4 protein-coding genes are annotated in these 5,277 nt (G+C 59.1%); 2 read left to right on the plus strand and 2 right to left on the minus strand.

The window, feature by feature from the left end; genetic code table 11:
• A partial coding sequence (locus PK789_RS03205; RefSeq protein ID WP_324306973.1) for an alpha-amylase family glycosyl hydrolase occupies positions 1-1,448 on the minus strand: 1,448 nt, incomplete at its 3' end.
• Positions 1,449-1,459: 11 nt separating this feature from the next.
• Positions 1,460-2,944, minus strand: coding sequence for an MFS transporter (locus tag PK789_RS03210; RefSeq protein ID WP_324306975.1), 1,485 nt, complete (start codon positions 2,942-2,944; stop codon positions 1,460-1,462).
• Positions 2,945-3,102: 158 nt separating this feature from the next.
• Between PK789_RS03210 and PK789_RS03215 the strand changes: the two genes are divergently transcribed.
• Both PK789_RS03215 and PK789_RS03220 read left to right on the plus strand, forming a co-directional pair.
• Positions 3,103-4,722 carry an alpha-glucosidase family protein gene (locus PK789_RS03215; protein WP_324306977.1) on the plus strand — a complete coding sequence of 540 codons (1,620 nt, stop codon included), beginning with the start codon at positions 3,103-3,105 and terminating at the stop codon, positions 4,720-4,722.
• 4 nt (positions 4,723-4,726) lie between these two features.
• Positions 4,727-5,277, plus strand: a 551-nt coding sequence (locus tag PK789_RS03220; protein WP_324307035.1) for a glycoside hydrolase family 97 N-terminal domain-containing protein, incomplete at its 3' end; no start/stop codon positions are given.

Genomic DNA, 5,277 nt, shown 5'->3' on the forward strand with positions numbered 1-5,277 from the left:
AACGCGGCGCGGTTGCCTTGCAGTTCGATATCCAACTGCACGCCGCGTTGCAAGGCGGGGGTGTGGGCACGCAGATTGGCAATCCGGGTCAGTGCCGCGTGGATGGGGCTTTTACTGGCCTGTGCAATGCCGTCCACGCCAAAATAATTGCGGTTGCCGCCATGCTCGGGGCGGCCACGCATGAAGCCCATTTCGGAGCCGTAATACACCACCGGAATCCCGCGCGCGGTGAATAGCCAGTTGTGTGCGTCGATAAAGCCGTTGTCGCTGGCGTCCAGCCGTGGCATATCGTGATTGTCGTAAAACGTGGCCAAGTCATACGGGTTGGCATACGGCCCGCCGGTCAGGTGCAAGGATTCGGCCATGCGCTCGAAGCCTTGCTGCTTGCGTCCAAACACCCCTTCCATCGCCTGCTTCATCGGAAAATCCAGCACGCTGGTTTCGCCGTGGCCGCGCAGGGTGTGCTGGGCAATCGTGTTGGCGTTGTAGTCGAAGGCTTCGCCAAACATGAAAAAGCCCGGGTGTTTGCTGCGGATGCGGGTGGTGAATTGTTGCCAGAAGCGATCGGGCATCCACGCGATGGTGTCGATACGAAAGGCGTCTGCGCCTTGCTCGATCCACTGCTCGTAGGCGCCGGCCAGATAGTTCAGGACATCCGGGTTGTGTTCGTTCAAGTCCGACAGCTGGGCCAGGTTGCCATCGAAGATCGAGCCCTTGTCGCCATCCACCGGCCCACGGGTGTTGTAGAAGCGGTGCAGCGGATTATGCACGGGGTCGAGTTGTTGCGGTGGCAGGTTTTGATGGTCGGCCACCAGTTTGCCGGTTTGGTCATAAAGTTTGCCGAATTGGGGCTGATCAAACGCCATCCCCCATGCCGGAGAACCGTGATTGCCCACGATGTCCAGCACCAGCTTCATGCCCTTGGCGTGCATGGCTTTGGACAGGTCGCGAAAACCCATGCCGGGGCTGGGCAGGTGTTCATCGACCTTGTAGAAATTCACTCCCCAATAGCCGTGGTAGCCGGTCTTGCCTTTATCCGCGAGGATGCCGCCACAGGTGGGTGCAACACCGCCGGTGAAACTTTCGTCGGGGTTATCCACGATGGGCGTGATCCATACCGAGGTGAAGCCCATTGCGTGGATGTAGTCCAGATGATCGGCGATACCTTTGAAGTCGCCGCCCATGTAGCCGATGTTGCCGGATACGCCATTGCAGGGTGGCAGCGGAATGTTGAAGGTGTGCAGCGCGCCGCCTTGGTCGCGCTGGTCGTTGGCGGGATCGCCATTGACGAAGCGGTCGGTCATCACGAAGTACACCGCTTGACTGGCAAAGGGTTCCAGCGTGCCGTAGTAGTCCTGGGTGGCTTGCGCGTGGTTGCGCGGTGCAGCAAAGGCGCAGGCGGCAAGCAAGCCGCTGGCAAGGATGGAGAGGGTAAGCGAACGGCGCATCACGACAGTCCTCATGCGGTTTTCTCGGTGGGCAGACGCACCCGCAATACACACAGGCCGGCCACAATCATGCTGGCGCCGCCAATTGCCAGCGCATGGATGGGGTGACCGCCCAGCAAGGTTTTCAGCAGAAAGCCCAACAAGCTTGCGGCGACCAACTGCGGAATCACGATGAAGAAATTGAAGATGCCCATGTAGGTGCCCATCTTGGCGGCAGGCACGCTGTCGGACAGCATTGCGTAGGGCAGTGACAGGATCGACGCCCATGCAAAGCCCACGCCCAGCATCGACAGCAAGAGCCAATGCGGGTCATGGATCCAACCAATCGACAGCAAGCCCAACCCGCCCAGTACCGCGTTCAGCAGGTGGCTTATGCGCAACCCAAGGCGGCGCGCCATCCACGGAATCACCACAGCGGCCAGCGCGGCAAACCCGTTGTAGGCGGCAAACAATACCCCCACCCAATTGGCACCGGCGTTGTAGGCAGCCGAGGCCGGATCGGTGCTGCCAAAATGCACTTCGGTGACCGCGGCGGTGGTGTAGATCCACATCGCAAACAATGCAAACCAAGAGAAGAATTGCACCACCGCCAATTGCGCCATTGCCGGTGGCATGTCGCGCACATCATCCAGGATGCGGGTAAAGGCGTTATCGGCAGTTAGGAAGGTGCGCACCAGAAAGGCCAGCCCGAAGCCGCAGAGCAAGCCGGCGAGGATGTACAGCGCCTTGTCCAGCGTGCGGCTTTCCACCACGGCGGCCAACAGCAGGCCGGCAACGATGGCAATGCAAGCAAGGCTGCGGATCAGCACGGTGTGATGGCTGCGGCTTGCCTGTGTGGGTGCGGCATCCCAATGCGCCAGCGCTTCCGGCGGATATTCGCGGGTACGCAGTACCGTCCAGCCAATGGCGCCCAACAAGGCCACGCCGCCGGCATAGAACGCATAGCGCACGGTATCGGGAATCTGCCCCGTCGCAGCAGTATTGGCCACGCCCATTTTTTCCAGCACAAAGGGCAGGGCGCTGGCGACCACCGAGCCTACGCCAATGAAAAAACTCTGCATCGCAAACCCGGCGGGACGCTGCGTCGGGGGCAATTGATCGCCCACAAATGCACGGAACGGCTCCATCGAAATATTGATCGAGGCATCCAGCACCCACAACATGCCGGCGGCGATCCACAACGCGGGCACATTGGGGAAGGCGAACAAGGCCAGCGATGCCAACACCGCGCCGACTAAAAAGTAAGGCCGGCGGCGGCCCAGCCGTGTCCAGGTACGATCGGAGAGATAGCCAATCAATGGTTGCACCAACAGGCCCGTCAACGGCGCGGCCACCCACAAGATGGGGATGTCATCCATGCCTGCGCCAAGAGTCTGGAAAATGCGGCTGACATTGGCGTTTTGCAGGGCAAACCCAAATTGGATGCCCAAAAACCCGAAGCACATATTCCAGATTTGCCAGAACGAAAGCGGCGGTTTGGCAGTGCCTGCGTGCATGGAAGCCCCTGTGCCCAAGATGGTGGTTGCAATACGTGCCGCAGATATACCGCAGCCAGCACGCGTTGCGCTGTGTAAACGTATTCACGCGGCAAGCGCTGCACAAGCACGGCCTTGCCCGGCATAGTCCAAGCCGAATGCAGGGATGTGGGGCGAAGATGACAGTGCAAAACTGGTGGCGCGGCGCGGTGATCTATCAGATCTACCCGCGCAGTTTTCTGGACACCAATGGCGATGGTGTGGGCGATTTGCCGGGCATTTTGGCAAAGCTCGACTACATCGCTTCACTCGGTGTGGACGCGATTTGGATCTCGCCATTCTTCACCTCGCCAATGGCTGATTTTGGCTATGACATCGCTGATTTTCGCGACGTCGACCCATTGTTTGGCACCTTGGAAGATTTTGATCGGGTGCTGGAAAAAGCACACACATTGGGCTTGAAAGTGATGATCGACCAAGTGCTTGCGCATTGTTCGATCGAACACCCATGGTTTCGTGAAAGCCGGCAAAACCGCAGCAACCCCAAGGCCGACTGGTTTGTGTGGGCCGACGCCAAACCCGATGGCACGCCACCGAATAACTGGATGTCACTGTTTGGCGGCGTGGCATGGACATGGGAGCCGCGCCGCGGCCAGTACTACCTTCACAACTTCTTGAATTCGCAGCCGCAGCTCAATTTCCACAATCCCGATGTGCGTGCAGCGCAGCTGGACAACCTGAAGTTCTGGCTGGACCGCGGCGTGGATGGCTTTCGCCTAGACTCCATCAACTTCCCGTTCCATGACGCGCAATTGCGCGACAACCCCGCCAAGCCCGTCGAGCTGCGCACGGGGCGCGGCTTCAGCCCGGATAACCCCTACGCCTTCCAGTACCACATCTACAACAACACCCGGCCAGAAAATCTGGGGTTGCTGGAAGATGTGCGTACGCTGCTTGATCGTTATCCGGATGCTGGCGCGTTGGGCGAAATATCGTCAGAGGATTCACTGACAACGACAGCCGAATACTGCACACCCACACGCTTGCACATGGGCTATAGCTTTGAATTGCTGACCAATGACAGCAGCGCGGCCTACATCCGCTGCACCGTAGAAGCACTGGAAGCAAAACTCACCGAAGGCTGGCCGTGCTGGGCTATTTCCAACCACGATGTGCAGCGTGCGGTAACGCGCTGGGGCGGGCAGCATGCCGACGATACCTTGGCCAAACAATTGATTGCCTTGGTGTGTTCGCTGCGTGGTTCGGTGTGTTTGTATCAGGGTGAAGAACTGGGCTTGCCGGAGGCCGACGTGCCGTTTGAAGCACTGCAAGACCCTTATGGAAAAACCTTCTGGCCCAACTTCAAAGGTCGTGATGGCTGCCGCACGCCAATGCCATGGGATAGCAGCGCCGATGCGGGTTTCAGCAGTGTCGCAGCTTGGTTGCCGGTGTCGGAAGCACACCGCCTGCGGAGTGTGGCTGCGCAGGAAGCCGCACCGGCATCCGTGCTACATGCCGCGCGTGCGTTCCTGCAATGGCGGAAGGTGCAACCGGCGCTGTTGTACGGTGCAATCGCCTTTATGCCGGCACCGGACAACGTATTGGCATTCGTGCGCGAAACCGATGAACAGCGCTTGTTGGTGACGTTCAATCTTTCCGATGCCGCAGTGGAATGGGCGGGTTATCCCGGCACCGACCTGCTGGATGTACCGGGGATGTCCACGGCCACCATTGCGGTGCACACATTGCACCTTCCGCCACGCGGTGTGGCGGTTTCAACATTCAACGGGCAGGGCTGATGCGATGAAATTCCTTTCGTATGCATTGGTGTTGGCGTTGGCTTTTCCTGGGTTTGCCCATGCCGAACACGTGGCGCAGGTGCAATCGCCGGATGGTCGCATCCAAGTGCAGTTGGATTTGAATGGCGAAGGGCGGCTTGCGTATCGCGTCTTGCGGGATGGCAAACCCGTCATCAACGATTCGCGCTTGGGCTTCATCTTTCGTAATAGCCGTCAGCTGATGCGCAACTTGCAACTGGAAAAACAAGCGACACGCAGCCAGGACGACACCTGGGAGCAGCCTTGGGGTGAGCGCCGTTTCGTGCGGGATCATTACAACGAGCTACGCGCCAGTTTCATCGAAAAAGACATGGATCACCGCCAGTTCGACATGGTGTTCCGGGTATTCGATGATGGCGTTGGCTTTCGCTACGACGTGCCCAGGCAACCCAAATTGCAGGAAGCGCAAATCGTCGAAGAGTTGACCGAATTTTCCATCGCACGACCCGCCACCGCATGGTGGATTCCGGCACTGGAGTGGAACCGCGAAGAATACCTCTACCACCGCACGCCGCT

Origin of the sequence: Thermomonas sp. (assembly GCF_035369645.1) — a bacterium.
In the GTDB taxonomy this organism is placed as follows: domain Bacteria; phylum Pseudomonadota; class Gammaproteobacteria; order Xanthomonadales; family Xanthomonadaceae; genus Thermomonas.

What these genes read in the sequence shown, in the direction of transcription:
- PK789_RS03210 (WP_324306975.1), bottom strand. Translation starts at nt 2,944, where the DNA reads ATGCACGCAGGCACTGCCAAACCGCCGCTTTCGTTCTGGCAAATCTGG.
- PK789_RS03215 (WP_324306977.1), top strand. Translation starts at nt 3,103, where the DNA reads ATGACAGTGCAAAACTGGTGGCGCGGCGCGGTGATCTATCAGATCTAC.